Source organism: Pseudomonas sp. F-14 TE3623 (assembly GCF_053629015.1).
Genome location: NZ_JBRJHM010000001.1, coordinates 6,587,229 through 6,604,999, shown reverse-complemented (window position 1 = coordinate 6,604,999; position 17,771 = coordinate 6,587,229). Strand labels below are relative to the sequence as shown.

Genomic DNA, 17,771 nt, shown 5'->3' with positions numbered 1-17,771 from the left:
CCTGAAGCGGGACCTCATGCGAGGTCCCGTCTGATCAAGGAGTTGCGCCATGCGTTTTTATCTGTCTGTGTTTCTGGCGTGCTGGTCGCTCAGTGTGTTCGCTGGGCCCGACGTGCAAACCTCGAAGAACCCCCAGGCGCTGAAAGTCCAATTACAGGATTTCTACTTCGATGCCGCTCGACGCGGTGATGTGCCCATGCTCGATACCTTCATCGAGGCCGGCTATTCCCTCGATACCCGCGACAGCAAGGGTTACACCGCACTGATTCTGGCCGCCTATCACGGCCAGAGCGCCGCAGTGGAGCGTTTGCTCGCTGCCGGGGCGGACGCCTGCGCTCAGGATCAACGTGGCAACACGGCGTTGATGGGGGCGATTTTCAAAGGCGAAGTGCAGATTGCCAGAACGCTGCTGGCCGCCCAGTGCAACCCCGACCAACGCAACGGCGCGGGACAGACTGCCGCGATGTATGCCGGGTTGTTCAAGCGCGTTGAGTTGCTGGACGCACTCAAGGCCAACGGGGCGGACATGAACGCCGAAGATCCGCTGGGCAATAGTGCCGCGCGTCTGGCCAGCGGTGAAATCCGTACGGTGGCGCCGCGCTGATCCGCGCGAGCTGAGCTATCATCGCGGTTTTTGCCGGGAGTTCAGATGGCCAAGGCCAAGCGCATGTACGGCTGCACCGAGTGTGGCTCAACCTTCCCCAAGTGGGCCGGCCAGTGCGGCGAATGCGGGGCCTGGAACACGCTGACCGAAACCATGGTCGAGAGCGGCGGCGCCGCAGCCCCCAGCGGGCGCACCGGTTGGACCGGCCAGCAGGCGCAGATCAAAACCCTGGCCGAAGTCAGCGTTGAAGAGATTCCGCGTTTCTCCACGGCATCCAGCGAGCTGGATCGGGTTCTGGGCGGCGGCTTGGTGGATGGCTCGGTGGTGTTGATCGGTGGTGATCCCGGCATCGGCAAGTCGACCATTTTGTTGCAAACCTTGTGCAACCTCGCCAAGAGCATGCCGGCGCTGTATGTCACCGGCGAAGAATCCCAGCAACAAGTGGCCATGCGCGCCCGGCGCTTGGGCTTGCCACAGGATCAGCTGCGGGTGATGACCGAAACCTGCATCGAAACCATCATCGCCACCGCCCGGCAGGAAAAGCCCAAGGTGATGGTGATCGACTCGATTCAGACGATTTTCACCGAGCAACTGCAATCGGCACCGGGGGGCGTTTCCCAGGTGCGCGAAAGTGCGGCGTTGCTGGTGCGTTATGCCAAACAAAGCGGCACGGCGATTTTCCTCGTGGGCCATGTCACCAAAGAAGGCGCGCTGGCTGGCCCCCGAGTGCTGGAGCATATGGTCGACACCGTTCTGTACTTCGAAGGCGAATCCGATGGGCGCCTGCGCCTGCTGCGAGCGGTGAAAAACCGTTTCGGCGCGGTGAATGAATTGGGCGTGTTCGGCATGACCGACAAGGGCCTGAAAGAAGTCTCTAACCCTTCGGCGATTTTTCTGACTCGCGCCCAGGAAGAAGTCCCGGGCAGCGTGGTCATGGCCACGTGGGAAGGCACCCGGCCAATGCTGGTGGAAGTCCAGGCGTTGGTGGACGACAGCCATCTGGCCAACCCCCGCCGGGTGACGCTCGGTCTGGATCAGAATCGCTTGGCCATGTTGTTGGCGGTGTTGCATCGCCACGGCGGCATTCCGACTCACGATCAGGATGTATTCCTCAACGTGGTCGGCGGGGTGAAGGTGCTGGAAACCGCTTCCGACCTGGCGCTGATGGCGGCGGTCATGTCCAGTTTGCGCAACCGGCCGCTGCCCCATGATCTGCTGGTGTTCGGCGAAGTCGGCTTGTCGGGTGAAGTGCGCCCGGTGCCCAGCGGCCAGGAACGCTTGAAAGAAGCAGCCAAGCACGGCTTCAAGCGCGCTATCGTGCCTAAGGGCAACGCGCCGAAAGAGGCGCCGCCGGGATTGCAGATTATTGCTGTGACGCGTCTGGAGCAGGCGCTCGACGCGTTGTTTGAGTAGTTTTCAATGTTTGCACATTCCCTGTGGGAGCGGGCTTGCTCGCGAAAGCGGTCTGACAGTCAGCATTGATGTTGAATGTTGAGCTGCCTTCGCGAGCAAGCCCGCTCCCACATTAGAATGGGATTGGCCTTCAGATTTCGATCAGCGCTCCCAGTTCACGCTCCAGCTCTTGCGGATCGCCCAGGTTGAACTCGATCAACCGCCGCAGCCGTTCAATCGATTCCAGGCTGATGTGTTTGCAGACAAACCCGAGTTGACCATGGTCATCGTGGGTCAACATCACATCCATCTTGATCTCGACGTCTTCGTTAAGGTGGATATCAACCAGGAAATGCCAGTCTGGATTACCCAGCCACGGCTCGGGCTTCTCGATAAGCAGCCCCTTGAGCGACAGGTCGATCAACTTCACTGGCCAGATGTATTCCCCTTGGCTCAGCTCGGTTCGGGCATCGAACGCAATACGTTTGAAGCGGCGGCGATCAGCAGGGAGGTCACTCATGGCGCAATCCTCTGAATGTCCGCTGACTATAGACCCGCATCGTTAAAGCCCGCCAGCAAAGACAGGCTCTGGATCAATGTCGGGGTATGGCCTTTGCCGTCAGTAGCGCTAAACTCCGGATGGCTGTCTTTCTTGTCCACTCTGGCTGGAATCATAAAATGAAAAATAATAATAGCCTGCTACGCCACCTACCTTGGCTGCTGCTGGCAATCCTGGGAGCGTGCGCCCTGGGCGTAGTGGCATTGCGCCGAGGCGAGGCGATCAACGCCTTGTGGATTGTGGTCGCCGCCGTGGCCATTTATCTGGTCGCGTACCGTTACTACAGCCTGTTCATCGCTAACAATGTGATGCAACTCGATCCGCGTCGGGCTACACCTGCCGTACTCAACAATGACGGTCTGGACTATGTGCCGACCAACAAACATATCCTTTTCGGTCACCACTTCGCAGCCATCGCTGGCGCTGGGCCGCTGGTCGGCCCGGTATTGGCGGCGCAGATGGGCTACCTGCCTGGTACGCTGTGGCTGATTGCCGGGGTGGTGCTGGCCGGTGCGGTTCAGGACTTTATGGTCCTGTTCATGTCCACCCGCCGCAACGGTCGCTCCCTGGGCGATATGGTCCGTGAAGAAATGGGCCGCATCCCCGGGACCATCGCGCTGTTTGGCTGCTTCCTGATCATGATCATCATCCTCGCGGTGCTGGCGCTGATCGTGGTCAAGGCCCTGGCCGAAAGCCCGTGGGGTATTTTCACGGTGATGGCGACCATCCCGATCGCGATGTTCATGGGCATCTACATGCGCTACATCCGCCCGGGTCGCATCGGTGAAATCTCGGTGATCGGCGTGGCATTGCTGCTGGGTTCGATCTGGCTGGGCGGGCAGATTGCCGCTGATCCAGTGTGGGCCAAGGCGTTCAGCTTTACCGGGGTTCAGATCACCTGGATGCTGATCGGCTACGGTTTTGTCGCGGCGGTGTTGCCGGTGTGGCTGATTCTGGCGCCGCGTGACTACCTGTCGACCTTCCTTAAAATCGGCACCATCGTTGCGCTGGCGATCGGCATCCTGATCACCATGCCCGAGCTGAAAATGCCGGCATTGACCCAGTTCATCGACGGCACCGGGCCAGTGTGGAAGGGCGGGCTGTTCCCATTCCTGTTCATCACCATTGCCTGTGGCGCGGTGTCGGGTTTCCACGCGCTGATCTCCTCCGGCACCACGCCGAAGTTGCTGGATAACGAGGTTAACGCCCGTTACATCGGTTACGGCGGCATGTTGATGGAATCCTTCGTCGCGATCATGGCCATGGTGGCTGCGTCGGTGATCGAGCCAGGCGTGTACTTCGCCATGAACAGCCCGGCGGCGGTCGTCGGTGGTGACGTGGTGGCTGTGGCACAAGCTGTCAGCGGCTGGGGTTTTGCAATTACCCCGGAAGCGCTGCAAGCGGTGGCCAAGGACATCGGTGAAACCACCATCCTGGCTCGTGCCGGCGGTGCGCCGACCCTGGCGGTCGGTATCGCGCAGATCCTGCACAGTGTGCTGCCGGGTGAAAACACCATGGCGTTCTGGTACCACTTCGCGATCCTGTTCGAAGCGTTGTTCATCCTGACCGCGGTCGACGCCGGCACCCGTGCCGGGCGCTTCATGCTGCAGGACTTGCTTGGCTCCTTCGTGCCAGCGCTCAAGCGCACCGAATCCTGGACCGCCAACCTGATCGCAACCGCCGGTTGCGTGGCGATGTGGGGTTATCTGCTGTACCAAGGCGTGATCGACCCGCTGGGTGGCATCAACACCTTGTGGCCGCTGTTCGGCATCTCCAACCAGATGCTGGCTGGTATCGCGCTGATGCTGGCGACCGTTGTGCTGATCAAAATGAAACGCCAACGCTACGTCTGGGTCACCATGCTGCCCGCGGTGTGGCTACTGATCTGTACCACCACCGCAGGCTTCATCAAGCTGTTCGACGCCAACCCGGCGATCGGCTTCCTGTCGTTGGCGAAGAAATACAGCGATGCGTTGGCCAACGGGCAGATTCTGGCCCCGGCCAAGAGCATCGAGCAGATGCAGCATGTAATCTATAACGCCTACACCAACGCAACGCTGACGGCGCTGTTTTTGCTCGTGGTGTTCAGCATCCTGTTCTATGCGCTCAAGGTCGGCATTGCCGCCTGGGGCACCAAAGAACGTACGGATAAAGAATCGCCGTTCCAGGCTCAGCCGGATGCGTAATCGAGGATTGCACCATGTTCAATGACCTGAGTCGCCTCGGTAAATACCTCGGTCAGGCCGCGCGCCTGATGGTCGGCATGCCCGACTACGACAACTACGTCGAGCATATGCAAACCAAACACCCGGACAAACCGGTGATGAGCTACGAGATGTTCTTTCGCGAACGTCAGGAAGCCCGTTATGGTGGCAAGGGTGGGCCGAAGTGCTGTTGATGCAACAGCCTGGCTGATGCAATCCCTGTGGGAGCGGGCTCGCTCGCGAAAGCGGTGTGTCATTCAACATTAATGTCGACTGACACGACCTCTTCGCGAGCAAGCCCGCTCCCACATTTGTTTTGTGTTGTTTCTTAACTTTGTGAAAAACAGGAGAACCCGTTTGTCCTCTCCCATTCCAGTAACAATCCTCAGTGGCTTTCTCGGCGCGGGAAAAACCACGCTGCTACGCTACCTGCTCAAAGCCGAGCACGGCCTGAAAATAGCCGTGATCGAAAACGAATTCAGTGACGCCGGTATCGACACCCAATTGTTGGGCGACGAGCCGGTGCAAGTGATGACGCTGTCCAACGGCTGCGTCTGCTGCACCATCCACACCGATTTGACCAAGGCGCTGTACCTGCTGCTCGAACGCCTGGACAGCGGCGAAATCGCCTTCGATCGTCTGGTGATCGAGTGCACCGGTCTGGCCGATCCGGCCCCGGTGGCGCAAACCTTCTTCATCGACGAAGAACTGCGTGAGCGCTACATCCTCGATGGCATCATCACCCTGGTGGACGCGGCTCACGCCGACCTGCACCTGACTCAGACCATCGCCCAGGCGCAGATCGGTTTCGCCGACCGTCTACTGGTGAGCAAGCGGGATCTGGTGGACGAACCGACCTTCACCGCCCTCAGCGAACGCCTGACCCGCATCAACCGTCGCGCGCCGATTCGCATGGTTGATCACGGCAAGATTGATCTGGCCGAACTGCTCGACGTGCGCGGCTTCAACCTCAATGCTGATCTCGGCGGTGGCGTGAGTCTGCGTCCAGTGAGCAAGGCGCCGTCCATCGACCGTATCTCCAGCCTGGTATTGCGCACCGACAAGCCGTTGGATATCGACAAACTCAGTGAGTTCATGAACGAACTACTGGAAGAACATGGCAAGCAACTGCTGCGCTACAAAGGTGTTTTGAACATCCGTGGCGAACCGCGGCGCATGGTGTTTCAAGGCGTGCTGAAGTTGTACGGTTTCGACTGGGATACCGAGTGGGCCGATGATGAAGTGCGGGAAAGCGTGATCGTGTTCATTGCCGATGATTTGCCGGAAGAGAAGATTCGTGAGGGGTTTGCGCGGGTTGCAGCCGGGTAAGGTCGGATATCTTCAGCGTGTTTGAGGCCGCTTTCGCGAGCAAGCCCGCTCCCACATTGGCTTTGTGTCGTCCCGGATAGAGTGGGCAACATGGATCAAATGTGGAAGCGGGCTTGCTCGCGAAGGCGATCTACCCGGCAGCACAGTTTCGAATGGTCGATGGTCCAGAGTTCAGCAATCTTTCTTCAAGATGATCCAGACGCCGGGTCATCAACCTCTCGGCCGCCGTAACATCCCCACGCTCCACTGCATCGACAATCTCCGCGTGCTTCTGCCACGCGCAATCACCGCCTACCTGCGCATCACACTGCGCAATCGCCAGCGAAGTCAGCGGCACCAGACTACCGAGAAAATGCACCAACGGTGCGTTCCCCGCCATTTCGGCCAGTTGCAGATGAAACTCCCCTGACAATCGAATGGCCGGACCACGCGCCGTGCATTGGCGTTCGCTGTCGATCAAGGCGCGCAGGCGTTTCAGGTCCTGCGGGCGAGGTTGCTGGCAGGCCAGTCGAACCAGCGTGATTTCGGTCAGTCGTCGGGCATGCAGCGTCTGCCGAGTCTGCTCGACATCGGGCGCGGTGACTCGGGGACGATGATTGGTCCGAAGGATAATGATCTGCTGATGGGACAACTGCGTCAGTACGCCACGAATGTCACTGCGTCGAGCGCTGAACATCTGCGCCAGGCTGTCTTCGGTAAAACGACTGGCTGCATGGATGCGCTGTTCGAGAATGGCGTCGAAGATCCGTGAATAGAGATCATCCGCTGGCGGTTTCCCGGTGTTGGTTCGGGAGAAGGGCAGGGCAGTGAATATCTGTGGTGAGGCGAAGCTGTTCATGGCCTGTCTCCAGTTCGAAGAGGGGGTCAACTGCCGAGATGGTCGTCCGGGATGTTCAATTCGATGCCCATCCGCTGGCCTTCCCGAAGGATGTGCCGACGCATTTCGGCGCTGGCCTGGGCGCTGTTCTTGCTGCGGATGGCACGCACCACGGCTTCGTTTTCTTCTAGGCGTTCAGCCAGATGCTCCGGCGAATTGCGCAGCACGTCGGCGCTTTGCTTGAGGGCGTTGCTGGTCTGCTGCACCACGCTCTGGAAAATCGGGTTCGAGGTCAGGGCGAACAGTTCCTCGTGGAATGCGATGTAGGCATTCACGCCAGCCTCGCTGTCGTTGGCCTCAAGGGCTTCGCGCATGTCCATCAAGGTCAGACGCAGTTGCCCGACTTCCTTACTGCTGATGGACTGCGCCACCAGGCCGACGATGAACGGTTCGAGGGTGTAGCGCAGTTGCAGCACGTCTTCCAGGCTGGCCCCGGCAACCGCGCTGTCGTGGCTTTGGCTGTCGCTGAGATTGGCCTCTAGCACCACCACGCCTTTACCCGGCATGGAACGCACCAGCCCGAGGGTTTCCAGCACGATGACCGCTTCGCGCAGGCTCGGGCGGCTGATGCCCAGTTGTTCAGCCAGTTCACGCTGGCCCGGCAGCATTTCGCCGGAACGCCACTGGCCACGGGCCAGTGCGGCCCGAAGTTTTTCTACGACTGAATTTACAACGGTTGACGAGGTAATCACGGTTCGCTCCATGAGCATCCATAACGATTGATGACCGTGCCTGCCCTCGGGCAGGCACGGCGATTATTCAAAACTCTTGCTGGTGCGCCGGGGCAACCGGTTTTCTCGGCTGGAAGGTATAACCCTGCTGGCCGGACAGCACCTTGTTTGCCCGTTGGATATCGATGTCTTTTTCCCAACGGGCGATGGCCACGGTGGCGACGCAGTTGCCGATCAGGTTGGTCAGCGCCCGGCCGATGCCCATGAACCAGTCCACTGCCAATACGAGCACCAGGCCGACTACCGGAATCGCCGGGATCGCCGTCAGTGTCGCCGCGAGAATCACCAGCGCCGAACCGGGAATCCCGTGGGCACCTTTGGAGGTGATCAGCGACACCAGCAGAATCGTCAGCAGGTCTGTCATGGCCAGTGGCGTACCGGTGGCATTGGCGATGAACACGATGGCCAGGGTCAGGTAGATCGAAAAACCATCAAGGTTGAACGAGTACCCGGTCGGAATCACCAGCCCGACCGTGGAGCTGCCGATGCCCAGATGCTCAAGCTTGCGCATGATTTGTGGCAGCACGGCGTCGGAAGACGCGGTGCCCATGACGATCAGCAGTTCTTCGCGCAGGTACTTGAGCAACGGCCACATCTTCAGGCCAGAAAGGCGCATCACCAGGCCGAGAATCAATGTCACGAAGGCCACACATGTCATGTAGAAAAGACCAACCAGGCTACCCAAGTGCTGCAGCGAATCCAGGCCATATTTACTGGTGGTGAAAGCGATGGCGCCGAACACGCCGATTGGCGCCAGGCGCACAATCATGCCCATGATGCGGAAGATCACGTGGCTCAGCTCATTGATCAACCGGGAAATACCCGACGCCGCTTCGCCCACCAGATTCAGCGCACTGCCGAACAGCACCGAAAACAGCAGGACTTGCAGAATGTTGTTTTCCGCGAAGGCGCCGATCACCGAAGTCGGGATCAGGTTCATCAGGAACTGGGTGGTGGTTTGCATGTGCTGACCGCGCTGCGCGATGTCGCCGATATCGGCGGCGGAGAGCTGGTCCAGATGAATGTTCGCGCCGCTGCCGATGCCGGTCGTGAAGGCAAACACCAGGCCGATCACCAAGGCGATGGTGGTCAGGATTTCGAAGTAGATCACCGATTTCAGGCCGATGCGTCCGACCTTCTTCAAGTCGCCGGCACCGCTGATGCCGCTGACCACTACGCAGAACACGATCAAGCCAATGAGCATCTTGATCAGTTTGATGAAACCGTCGCCGAGGGGGTTGAGTTGCGCGGAGTATTCAGGAAGGGCCAGCCCACAGACGATGCCGAGCACCAGTCCGAGAACCACTTGGAGGAAGATTGAACGCGAGCACCATCTGAGCATGGGAGGAATCCTGGTCGGTGTCCTGGCTGCCGTGCGCGAGGCGCATCAGATTCAGGACTTAATTATTGTGGTCTTACCGGTATGTCCAGTGCAGGCGCAGTCTACGCTGGGGTTTTTCAGGATTACAAGTGGAAATAGAAAAATTGGCATGACCGGTCTGACCGGTTGAGCCGATTTCTTTGAGAATCAAAAGATCGCAGCCTTTATGGCGGACGAAAAAAAACCGGCCATCACTGGCCGGTTTTTCATTGCTGCGGTTTAGCGGGGCTTGATCAAGCGCCGTATACCGGCAGTTTCTTGCAGATGGCCTTGACCTTCTCACGAACGGCGTCGATCACCGCTTCGTTGTTCAGGTCCGCCAGGATGTCGCAGATCCAGCCGGCCAGCTCTTTGCACTCAGCTTCCTTGAAGCCACGAGTGGTCACTGCCGGCGTACCGAAACGCAGACCGGAGGTGACGAACGGGGAGCGTGGATCGTTCGGTACCGAGTTCTTGTTCACGGTGATGAACGCTTTGCCCAGTGCGGCGTCGGCGTCTTTACCGGAGATTTCCTGCTTGATCAGCGACAGCAGGAACAGGTGGTTCTGAGTACCGCCCGACACCACGTCGAAACCGCGCTCGATGAACACGCCGGCCATGGCCTGGGCGTTTTTCACCACTTGTTGCTGGTAGGTCTTGAACTCAGGCTGCAGCGCTTCTTTGAAGCAGATCGCCTTGGCAGCGATCACGTGCTCCAGCGGGCCACCTTGGGCGCCCGGGAATACCGCGGAGTTCAGCTTCTTCTCAATGTCGGCGTTGGCGCGAGCCAGGATCAGGCCGCCACGTGGACCGCGCAGGGTCTTGTGCGTGGTGGTGGTCACGACGTCAGCGAATGGAACCGGGTTCGGGTAGACGCCAGCGGCGACCAGACCGGCCACGTGAGCCATGTCGACGAACAGGTAGGCACCGACTTTGTCAGCGATTTCGCGGAAACGCGGGAAGTCGAGGATCTGCGAGTAGGCAGAGAAACCGGCCACGATCATTTTTGGCTTGTGCTCAACCGCCAGACGCTCGACTTCGTCGTAGTCGATCAGGCCGTTGGCGTCGATGCCGTACTGAACAGCGTTGTACAGTTTGCCGGAGGACGAAACGCTGGCACCGTGGGTCAAGTGACCGCCGTGGGCCAGGCTCATGCCCAGGATGGTGTCGCCCGCTTGCAGCAGGGCCAGGTAAACGGCGCTGTTGGCTTGGGAGCCGGCGTGTGGCTGAACGTTGGCGTAATCGGCGCCGAACAGTTCTTTAGCTCGATCAATTGCAAGCTGCTCAACCACGTCGACGAACTCGCAACCACCGTAGTAGCGCTTGCCCGGGTAACCTTCGGCGTACTTGTTGGTCAGTACCGAGCCTTGAGCTTCCATCACCGCAGGGCTGGTGTAGTTTTCCGAAGCGATCAGCTCGATGTGTTCTTCCTGGCGCTGAGCTTCTTGCTCCATGGCGGCAAAAAGGTCGGCGTCGTACTTGGCAATAGTCAAATCACGGCTGAACATGGCGGTCCTCAAGGATCGGGGCAGAAAAGGGGGCATTCTAACTCAATGGGTTTTAGATGGCATATGAAAGGACATCATGTCGCAGACAAGTGGTGTTCATGCGCGGGATTTGCGGTGTCTGAGTGGGCCTCTTCGCGAGCAAGCCCGCTCCCACAGGGGAACGCATTCCAAATGTGGGAGCGGGCTTGCTCGCGAAGAGGCCATCAGCTACACCCGAAAGCTTCAGTCCAGCATGAACAAAGCATCATTGCTGAACTGCGCCTCAAACCGACTCGCCGGCATTGGCCGACCAAACAAATACCCCTGAACCTCATCACAACCATGCTCACGCAGGAAGTCGAGCTGCTCGTGGGTTTCCACGCCTTCAGCGATCACCGCCAGATTGAGGCTGTGGGCCATGGCGATGATCGCCCGGGCAATTTGCGCATCCTGTTCGCCCGAGGGCAGGCCATCGACGAAAGTGCGGTCGATTTTCAGCACATCGATCGGGAATTGCTTGAGGTAGTTGAGCGATGAATAACCGGTGCCGAAGTCGTCGACCGCAATGCTCAGACCGAGGTTCTTCAACCCGGCGAGAATCTGCATCGCCTCGCTGACTTCGCGCATCAGGATACTTTCAGTCAGTTCAAGCTCCAGGCACGCCGGTGGCAGGCCGGTTTCCTTCAGGATGTTGGCGATCCGCGTGCCCAGTTGCCCGTCGGAGAACTGCCGGGCCGAAATGTTCACCGAAACCTTCGGCACCCGCACCTTGGCTTGATGCCAGGTCTTGAGTTGACGGCAGGCTTCGCTGATCACCCAGTCGCCGACATCCACCACCAGCCCGAGCTCTTCGAGCACCGGAATGAAATCCCCCGGCGGCACCAGACCGCGTCGCGGGTGGCGCCAGCGCAGCAGGGCTTCGGCACCGGTCAGGCGTTTGCCGTCGCCGCTGAATTGTGGCTGGTAGTACAGGACGAATTCGTTTTGCTCCAGGGCATGGCGCAAGTCGCTTTCCAGCTCCAGACGCTCCAGGGCGCTGGCGTTCATGTCGGCCTGATAGAACTGGAAGTTGTTCTTGCCGCGCTCCTTGGCGTGGTACATCGCGGTGTCGGCGTTCTTCATCAATTGACTGAGTTCGCTGCCGTCCTGAGGGCTCAGGGCGATGCCGATACTGGCAGTGACAAAGAACTCGCGGCCTTCCAGTACGAACGGTTTCACCAGGCTGGCGAGGATCTGTTCGGCCACGTGAATCGCCCGGTTCAGCGCGATCTCCCGATTGACCCGCGGTTGCAGCAGCAACGTGAACTCATCGCCGCCCATGCGCGCCACGGTGTCGTCATTGTCGACGCAACCGAGCAGGCGCGTGGCCATTTCCTTGAGCATGCGGTCGCCGGCGGCGTGGCCCAGGGAGTCGTTGATCGGCTTGAAACGGTCGAGGTCGAGGAACATCAGCACCACCCACGACTTCTGCCGTTCGGCCGATTGCAGCGCGGTGTGCAGGCGATCCTGGAACAGCGTGCGGTTGGGCAGGTGGGTCAGGGCGTCGTAATAGGCGAGACGGTGAATCCGTTGCTCACTGGCCTTGCGCTCGCTGATGTCGCTGAAGAAACACACGTAGCTGGCCAGATCGCCTTCATCGTCGAGCACCGCGGTAATCCCGACCCAGGCCGGGTAATGCTCGCCATTGCGTCGCTTGAGCCAGACTTCGCCTTCCCAAGTGCTGTGTTGATGCAATTGCTTGAGCACATAGCGCAGATGGGCTTCCTGCTGCTCGTCGACAGTGAGCATGTTCGGCAACTGGTCGAGGACCTGGGCCACCGCATAGCCGCTGACGCGACTGAAAGCTTCGTTGGCCTGGACGATGTAGCCCGCCGGGTCAGTGATCAGAATCGCCGAGGTCGAGTGCTCGAATACCGTAGCCGCCATGCGCAGGTCTTTCTCGGCTCGACGTTGCTGGCTGATGTCGCGGCCAACCCCGAGCACGCCTTCGAAGGCACCGTGTTCGTCCCAGACCAGTACCAGACGCAGCTCGATGGGAATCTTGCGTCCGTCGGCCCGCAGGCAGTCGAACAGAAACAGCTGGGTCTGCACCTGATTGCGCAGCAGTGCCAGTTGTTCGGGTTTATCCAGCGCTTTGCTGACCCGGTCCATCAGGCTGTAGATGCCGGTCAGTTGTTGCGGGTTGGCGATGGTCGATTGCCAGCCGTTCTGGAATATCCAGTCGGCGTCGAAACCCAGCACGGCTTGCACCGAGGGGCTGACGTAGTTGAGCGACATCTTGCTGTCGGTGGAGAAAATCACGTCGCTGATGCTTTCGGCGAGCATCCGGTAACGCTGCTCGCTGTCGCGCAGGGACTCACTGGCTTCGATCTGCTCGGTGATGTCCTTGGCCACGCCGATGATGCGCGTGACCTGATCGTGTTTGTCCCGCGCCAGGGCCTGTTCGCGAATGTCGAAACGCCGCCATTTACCATCACGATGGCGGAAACGCAGCTGGCATTGCATCAGTTGGGTGTAACCCGCGTGACGTTGGGACTGGCGTGATCGGTGGTAGTAGTCGGCATCCTCGGGGTGCAACAGGATTTCCCAGAAATACTCGCCCATCTGGTGCAGTTCGGTGCGGTTGTAACCCAGTGTTTGCCCCAGGTGATGGTTGCTGAAGATCATCCGCTGGCTGACCACATCCTGCACATACAGATGATCCGGCACGGTGCGCACCACGTCGGACCAGAACCCTTCACGCTCCAGCAGCGACAGCTCGATGAGCTTGCGACTGGTGATATCGCTGATGCTCAGGATCACCGCTTTGTAGTCGGCCTGATCTTCCGGCAGACGCAGCACCAGCCACAGGTGCTGATCACGGCCATTGGCATCCTGGAGCTTGATTTCCAGCTCAAGCTGTTTCTGCTGGTGGAGCACCGCTTCGAGCACTTGATTGCCGATGGCCGTGCAGTCCAATGGGCAGCCGTCGATCAGCAGTTTCCAGGCTTGATCGCAGGAATTGACATTGAGCAGTTGCAGGGCGACCTGGTTGACCTCGGTGATGCGCAGTTCCTGCAGCAGTTGCTGGCGTTGCTCCGGTGTCTCGAGCCAGGCCTTCAACTGCTCGCTGCTGTTGAGTTGGGCCCTGTCGAAGATACTTTTGAGCCCGGACAGGTCGAGCACGCACAACGCAACGCCGGTGCCTTCGAAAATGTCCTGATAGCGTCGGCGACCCTCATGCAGTTGACGTTGACGGCGACGAATGTTCAGCAGAGCGATGAACGGCAACAAGGAGAGGGCCAGACCCAGCAAGCATTTGCCGATGAACGCCGGCAGCAGTTGTTCGATCACCCGTTGCCGGTCGAACAGCCCGCGCAGTTGCCAATCGCTGCTACTCAAGGGGATTGTCAGCACGCTGTTGGCCAGTTCGTCGGCGGTCAGCACGGCCGGTTTGGCCGAGGGCTGGGCGTCATCGCGACTGATGATCTGATGATTGATGCGGTTCTCCACCAGCCACTGGGGGCGGATGCCAACGTCGCCCTGTTTGGTCAGTGAGGAGAAAAACGTTGGCGTCAGGCGCAGGACCCAATAGCCGCGGCTGCTGCCGCTGGCCTGATGCAGGAGCAGGTGCACCACCGAACCGTCGTCGGCATTGCTGAAATAGTGGGCCTGGGCGCGGCTGCGCTGGACCAGTTCGCTCAGGTAATGGGCGTCTGGGCTGTCGGCGGCACTGTCGCTGAGGATTTTTCCGGAGGGACTGAGCAGCGCCAGGCTGCGCAGGTCGGGCAGTGATTGCTGCAGTTTGCGCAGCAACGCCTGCTGTTCGTCGGGACTTTGTGGTTGTTCGATGATCGGTAGCAGATTAAGCGCGATCTGGGCATTGAGCGCCATGTTGAGGCTGACTTGCGCAGCCAGATCAGCGGAGTAGTCGATGGTGTACTGGCGCTGGTTTTTCTGGGTTTCGCGAAGCTGATCCAGCAGTTGCCAGAACAGCAGTGCGAGCAGCAACAGCACGAGGGTCGCCAGCGCGCCCTTCAAGGTTCCGCGCAGGGGCGAGCCGGTCGCAGGATTGAGTGCGCTCACGGACGATGGCGGAGAGACATTAGACAAACTGTAATCCTGCGGTTTGGCTGGACTGGCGCGACGTGCACTATAAGCCGGACGCCCGAAGGGCGGCTAGCATGCCTTGAGTTGTGGCTAAGTGCCAGTCCCACTCGGCTGGACTGCCTTCTATCAATAAGGTAGCTTTGCCGGTTACGCGGGAGCGTTCCAGCTCCTAGAATCAGGTTTTTTTCAGCGCGCACGGCTTGATACCCATCAAACGAACGACGCGCATGGCCTGGCCGGGCATCGCCTGCGCTCCAATCATTCATCAGTCACTGACCCAAGGTTCTCCATGGCTCAATACGTCTTCACCATGCATCGGCTGGGCAAAGTTGTTCCGCCGAAGCGGGAAATCCTGAAAAACATTTCGCTGTCGTTCTTCCCAGGCGCCAAGATCGGCGTACTCGGTCTCAACGGTTCGGGTAAATCCACGCTGCTGAAAATCATGGCGGGCGTCGATACCGAGTTCGACGGTGAAGCCCGTCCGATGCCGGACCTGAACATTGGCTACCTGCCACAAGAACCGATCCTGGACCCGACCAAGACCGTTCGTGAAGTGGTCGAGGAAGCAGTCAGCGTAATCAAGGACGCTCAGGCGCGCCTGGACGAGGTTTATGCGGCCTACGCTGAACCGGATGCAGACTTCGACAAGCTGGCGGCAGAACAGGCCAAGCTTGAATCCATCCTGCAAGCCAGCGACGGTCACAACCTGGATCGCCAACTGGAAGTCGCCGCCGATGCGCTGCGTTTGCCAGCGTGGGATGCCAAGGTCGAATTCCTGTCCGGTGGTGAAAAGCGTCGTGTGGCCCTGTGCCGCCTGCTGCTGTCCGCACCAGACATGCTGCTGCTCGACGAACCGACCAACCACCTGGACGCCGATTCCGTCGCCTGGCTGGAGCACTTCCTGCACGATTTCCCGGGCACCGTGGTTGCGATCACGCACGACCGTTACTTCCTGGACAACGTCGCCGGCTGGATCCTCGAACTCGACCGCGGCGCCGGTATCCCGTACGAGGGCAACTATTCGGGTTGGCTCGAAGCCAAGTCCGATCGTCTGGCGGCCGAATCCAAGCAGCAGTCGGCTCACGAAAAGGCCATGAAGGAAGAGCTGGAGTGGGTGCGCAAAGGCGCCAAGGCCCGCCAGTCAAAATCCAAGGCTCGTCTGCAACGCTTCGAAGAAATGCAATCGCAGGAATTCCAGAAGCGCAGCGAAACCAACGAGATCTACATCCCGGCCGGTCCGCGCCTGGGCGACAAAGTCATCGAGTTCAAGAACGTCAGCAAGGGCTACGGCGATCGCGTGCTGATCGACAACCTGTCGTTCTCCATGCCTAAAGGCGCCATCGTTGGCGTGATCGGCGGTAACGGTGCCGGTAAATCGACCCTGTTCCGCATGCTGATGGGCAAGGAAACACCGGATTCGGGCTCCATCGAAGTCGGCGAAACCGTGCAACTGGCGTGCGTCGATCAGAGCCGTGAAGACCTGGATGGCAGCAAGACCGTGTTCCAGCAAATCTCCGACGGTTCCGATCAGATTCGCATCGGCAACTACGAGATCCCGTCGCGCACCTACGTGGGTCGCTTCAACTTCAAGGGCGGCGATCAGCAGAAGTTCGTCAAGGACCTGTCCGGTGGTGAGCGTGGTCGCTTGCACCTGGCCCTGACCCTGAAAGAGGGCGGCAACGTCTTGCTGCTCGACGAACCGTCCAACGACCTCGACGTTGAAACCCTGCGTTCCCTGGAAGAAGCCTTGCTGGACTTCCCGGGCGCCGCCATTGTGATCTCTCACGATCGGTGGTTCCTTGACCGCGTCGCGACTCACATCCTGGCGTATGAAGACGACTCGCAAGCGGTGTTCTTCGAAGGCAACTACACCGAGTACGAAGCCGATCGCAAGAAACGCCTCGGCGAAGCGGCTTCCCAGCCACACCGCGTACGGCACAAGAAACTGGCCTGATTTCAGGTTGGCTGGATAAAAAAACGGAGCCTCTCAAGGCTCCGTTTTTTATGTGCATTCGGTAAGACCGCAGTGCGGCCTTCGCGAGCAAGCCCGCTCCCACAGGGATCTGTTTCAGGCTCGGATTTTGAGAGCGCTCGAGATACCCTGTGGGAGCGGGCTTGCTCGCGAAGGCGTCATCGAATTCACCCGATCTCTATGGCCATAACCTCAATCACCAAATCCCCCGCCGGTCGCTTCCATAACACTTCATCGCCCACCTGCGCCCCGAGCAACGCCCGCCCCAGCGGCGAGCTCCAATTGATCAAGCCATGGGCGGCATCCGCCTGGTCTTCTCCGACCAATTGCACACGCTGCTGATGATCGTGTTCGTCGGCAAAGGTCACCCAGTTGCCGATCTGCACTTTATCGGCCGAGGAGGCCTGTGCGACCACTTGGGCGCTTTGCAAGCGCTGCTTGAAGTAGCGCCAGTCGCGATCGAGGTCGGCCTGGCGCTGCTTATCGGCCAGTTCGCCTTTGGCGCTTTCCTCATCAAGCAGTTTTTGCAGTTCGGCGACTTTCGCCTGAAGCTGCGCCAGGCCCACTGGCGTGACGTAATTGGGCTGCGCGCTGACCTGCCGTTCGACTGGCTGATCGGCTTGCGCGGCGGCGTTATCTTCATTGACGAAGGCGCGACTCATGCTGGTCTCCCGTTATAGGGTTTGGGCCATGGTCGCAGGCTTTAAGTTTCGACGAATGTCTGTAAACGACTTATTGCGAGCGATAGGCTCGCGCGGCGTCCCTGTCTTTCTCTTGTTGCCAGGCCCGTTCGCGCTCGTCCCAATGGCGGTCCTTGTACTCGTTACGATCCTCGTTTTCACGCATGGCCTGGCACTGACGGAAGCCATCGGTCCAGCCTTCGGCGTATTGCTTGTCCTTGAGGTAACGCGGGACATTCTTGCGAAACTCGCCGGTGATCGCCCCGGCGGCTTGCCGGCCACTGATGCAACCGTCATCGAAGCCATCAGCGAACGCCGGCGGATAGCCCTTGGCGATCAGATCCTCGTGGGTCGACTGGCACCCCGTGATCACTACCAACAACCCCAACACACCCAAGCAACGCCACATCTCGGACTCCGGACCGTTCAACGGCCTATAAGGGAAGTCTAGAAGCGGATTTGTCGGGTGTATGTGAAAGGCGTGTGA

Annotated in this window: 14 protein-coding genes; 6 read left to right on the top strand and 8 right to left on the bottom strand. The window is 59.5% G+C overall.

Annotated elements, in window-relative coordinates:
* The first annotated feature begins 49 nt into the window (after window positions 1–49).
* Entirely contained in the window at window positions 50–604 is a 555-nt protein-coding gene (locus AB7M29_RS30530) for an ankyrin repeat domain-containing protein (RefSeq protein WP_217858112.1), read from the top strand.
* Window positions 605–649: 45 nt separating this feature from the next.
* A complete protein-coding gene (gene radA / locus AB7M29_RS30525; protein ID WP_007937264.1) occupies window positions 650–2,017 on the top strand; it encodes a DNA repair protein RadA in 1,368 nt (455 codons plus the stop codon).
* Window positions 2,018–2,147: 130 nt separating this feature from the next.
* Here radA and AB7M29_RS30520 read toward each other — a convergent pair whose 3' ends face one another.
* Window positions 2,148–2,516, bottom strand: coding sequence for a PilZ domain-containing protein (locus AB7M29_RS30520; protein WP_217858111.1), 369 nt, complete (start codon window positions 2,514–2,516; stop codon window positions 2,148–2,150).
* Between the two features lie 158 nt (window positions 2,517–2,674).
* Between AB7M29_RS30520 and AB7M29_RS30515 the strand changes: the two genes are divergently transcribed.
* The 3 genes from AB7M29_RS30515 to yjiA all read left to right on the top strand — a co-directional run bounded on the left by AB7M29_RS30515 (window position 2,675) and on the right by yjiA (window position 6,088).
* Window positions 2,675–4,741, top strand: coding sequence for a carbon starvation CstA family protein (locus AB7M29_RS30515; RefSeq protein ID WP_454248635.1), 2,067 nt, complete (start codon window positions 2,675–2,677; stop codon window positions 4,739–4,741).
* Between the two features lie 14 nt (window positions 4,742–4,755).
* On the top strand, window positions 4,756–4,953 hold the full coding sequence (locus AB7M29_RS30510) for a YbdD/YjiX family protein (protein ID WP_007895266.1): 198 nt from the start codon (window positions 4,756–4,758) through the stop codon (window positions 4,951–4,953).
* Window positions 4,954–5,116: 163 nt separating this feature from the next.
* Entirely contained in the window at window positions 5,117–6,088 is a 972-nt protein-coding gene (gene yjiA / locus AB7M29_RS30505) for a GTPase (RefSeq protein ID WP_217858945.1), read from the top strand.
* Window positions 6,089–6,218: 130 nt separating this feature from the next.
* Here the strand turns inward: yjiA and AB7M29_RS30500 are convergent, their stop codons facing one another.
* The 5 genes from AB7M29_RS30500 to AB7M29_RS30480 form a co-directional block, all read right to left on the bottom strand.
* Complete coding sequence (locus AB7M29_RS30500; protein WP_217858944.1) at window positions 6,219–6,926, bottom strand: GntR family transcriptional regulator; 708 nt, start codon at window positions 6,924–6,926, stop codon at window positions 6,219–6,221.
* A 26-nt stretch (window positions 6,927–6,952) separates the two neighbouring features.
* Window positions 6,953–7,657, bottom strand: a complete 705-nt coding sequence (locus AB7M29_RS30495; protein ID WP_048396477.1) for a FadR/GntR family transcriptional regulator — start codon at window positions 7,655–7,657, stop codon at window positions 6,953–6,955.
* Window positions 7,658–7,724: 67 nt separating this feature from the next.
* Window positions 7,725–9,038, bottom strand: a complete 1,314-nt coding sequence (locus tag AB7M29_RS30490) for a C4-dicarboxylate transporter DctA (protein WP_454248634.1) — start codon at window positions 9,036–9,038, stop codon at window positions 7,725–7,727.
* A 272-nt stretch (window positions 9,039–9,310) separates the two neighbouring features.
* On the bottom strand, window positions 9,311–10,564 hold the full coding sequence (glyA, locus tag AB7M29_RS30485; RefSeq protein WP_217858942.1) for a serine hydroxymethyltransferase: 1,254 nt from the start codon (window positions 10,562–10,564) through the stop codon (window positions 9,311–9,313).
* Window positions 10,565–10,786: 222 nt separating this feature from the next.
* On the bottom strand, window positions 10,787–14,635 hold the full coding sequence (locus AB7M29_RS30480) for a bifunctional diguanylate cyclase/phosphodiesterase (protein WP_454248633.1): 3,849 nt from the start codon (window positions 14,633–14,635) through the stop codon (window positions 10,787–10,789).
* 286 nt (window positions 14,636–14,921) lie between these two features.
* Here AB7M29_RS30480 and ettA point away from each other — a divergent pair, with 286 nt between their 5' ends.
* On the top strand, window positions 14,922–16,586 hold the full coding sequence (ettA, locus tag AB7M29_RS30475; protein WP_123721386.1) for an energy-dependent translational throttle protein EttA: 1,665 nt from the start codon (window positions 14,922–14,924) through the stop codon (window positions 16,584–16,586).
* Window positions 16,587–16,771: 185 nt separating this feature from the next.
* Here ettA and AB7M29_RS30470 read toward each other — a convergent pair whose 3' ends face one another.
* Window positions 16,772–17,266 carry a GreA/GreB family elongation factor gene (locus tag AB7M29_RS30470; protein WP_454248632.1) on the bottom strand — a complete coding sequence of 165 codons (495 nt, stop codon included), beginning with the start codon at window positions 17,264–17,266 and terminating at the stop codon, window positions 16,772–16,774.
* Between the two features lie 70 nt (window positions 17,267–17,336).
* Entirely contained in the window at window positions 17,337–17,693 is a 357-nt protein-coding gene (locus tag AB7M29_RS30465; RefSeq protein ID WP_217858938.1) for a hypothetical protein, read from the bottom strand.
* Window positions 17,694–17,771 lie beyond the last annotated feature (78 nt).

Excerpts from the sequence above, each read along its gene's own strand:
- AB7M29_RS30500 (WP_217858944.1), bottom strand. The coding sequence starts at position 6,926 with ATGAACAGCTTCGCCTCACCACAGATATTCACTGCCCTGCCCTTCTCC.
- radA (WP_007937264.1), top strand. The coding sequence starts at position 650 with ATGGCCAAGGCCAAGCGCATGTACGGCTGCACCGAGTGTGGCTCAACC.
- ettA (WP_123721386.1), top strand. The coding sequence starts at position 14,922 with ATGGCTCAATACGTCTTCACCATGCATCGGCTGGGCAAAGTTGTTCCG.
- AB7M29_RS30515 (WP_454248635.1), top strand. The coding sequence starts at position 2,675 with ATGAAAAATAATAATAGCCTGCTACGCCACCTACCTTGGCTGCTGCTG.
- AB7M29_RS30520 (WP_217858111.1), bottom strand. The coding sequence starts at position 2,516 with ATGAGTGACCTCCCTGCTGATCGCCGCCGCTTCAAACGTATTGCGTTC.
- glyA (WP_217858942.1), bottom strand. The coding sequence starts at position 10,564 with ATGTTCAGCCGTGATTTGACTATTGCCAAGTACGACGCCGACCTTTTT.
- AB7M29_RS30530 (WP_217858112.1), top strand. The coding sequence starts at position 50 with ATGCGTTTTTATCTGTCTGTGTTTCTGGCGTGCTGGTCGCTCAGTGTG.
- AB7M29_RS30465 (WP_217858938.1), bottom strand. The coding sequence starts at position 17,693 with ATGTGGCGTTGCTTGGGTGTGTTGGGGTTGTTGGTAGTGATCACGGGG.
- AB7M29_RS30490 (WP_454248634.1), bottom strand. The coding sequence starts at position 9,038 with ATGCTCAGATGGTGCTCGCGTTCAATCTTCCTCCAAGTGGTTCTCGGA.
- AB7M29_RS30470 (WP_454248632.1), bottom strand. The coding sequence starts at position 17,266 with ATGAGTCGCGCCTTCGTCAATGAAGATAACGCCGCCGCGCAAGCCGAT.
- AB7M29_RS30510 (WP_007895266.1), top strand. The coding sequence starts at position 4,756 with ATGTTCAATGACCTGAGTCGCCTCGGTAAATACCTCGGTCAGGCCGCG.